This window comes from Leptospira soteropolitanensis (genome assembly GCF_026151655.1).
GTDB classification, from domain to species: domain Bacteria; phylum Spirochaetota; class Leptospiria; order Leptospirales; family Leptospiraceae; genus Leptospira_A; species Leptospira_A soteropolitanensis.
The window spans coordinates 1-772 of record NZ_JAMQPN010000090.1; the positions used below are offsets into that span (position 1 = coordinate 1).

At 28.4% G+C, this 772-nt stretch carries 2 protein-coding genes; both read right to left on the minus strand.

Annotated elements, in window-relative coordinates; genetic code table 11:
• Nucleotides 1-480 (minus strand): hypothetical protein (locus ND811_RS19475; RefSeq protein ID WP_265365566.1); only part of this gene is annotated, 480 nt, incomplete at its 3' end.
• Nucleotides 480-734: a hypothetical protein gene (locus ND811_RS19480; RefSeq protein ID WP_265353616.1), complete on the minus strand. Its 255-nt coding sequence runs from the start codon at nt 732-734 to the stop codon at nt 480-482. The genes ND811_RS19480 and ND811_RS19475, both read right to left, overlap by 1 nt.
• Nucleotides 735-772: the final 38 nt, after the last annotated feature.

The window sequence follows — 772 nt, forward strand, 5'->3', positions numbered from 1 at the left end:
GAAATCTGAACCCTGTGTGAAGCGTCCAATGACAAAATTTCCAGTTTTTAATTTTACTAGAATATCCGTAATTTTATTTTTACTATAATGATTTAATTTTGAAAAGATTAAGTTTTGGTCTATTGATCTTTTGAATATTTTACTAACTATTTTCCTAGTCCAGGAATTGTTAAGTATATAAGTCAAGAGTACTGATGAAATTAGCGAAAGAATTGTTAAGATAAATATTATTCCAACAATTTTATAATCGTAAACTGCGGAAATTGAATTTTCTTTATTCAGAAAATTATTAATAAAATAATTAAGCCATTTTTCAGGAATAATGAGATTTAACTCCAATATGGCTAGTAAGCTAAAAAATATACTATAGATGTTCCGAGATAGAGAATTCCTAGTTCTATTACCTGTGAAAAATTCAGATAAGGATAAGCCGAAATATCCTGGAAATAGTAGTCCTATTAGTCCAACGATTGTATCCATTATTTTTGGTTTAACTTGGATTCTATGTTTATTCTTTCAGGATATGGAATTTGATTTAGACCGATTTCACCGGAGTATATTTTATTGTATAACTCATCTGCAGTATATTTTGCAGGATTTATTAATGAAGTAGGTGGCTCAAACGAATCTGTGTGGAAATAAAATGAATTTCCACAGTTAGGACAAATCCATCCAGTTGTTCCCTGGCCTCGTTCATTTAAATACATTTTTGAACTACATTTCTTACATTTCATATTTTTTTCTCTTTAATTTAAATTTTATCTAATGACGC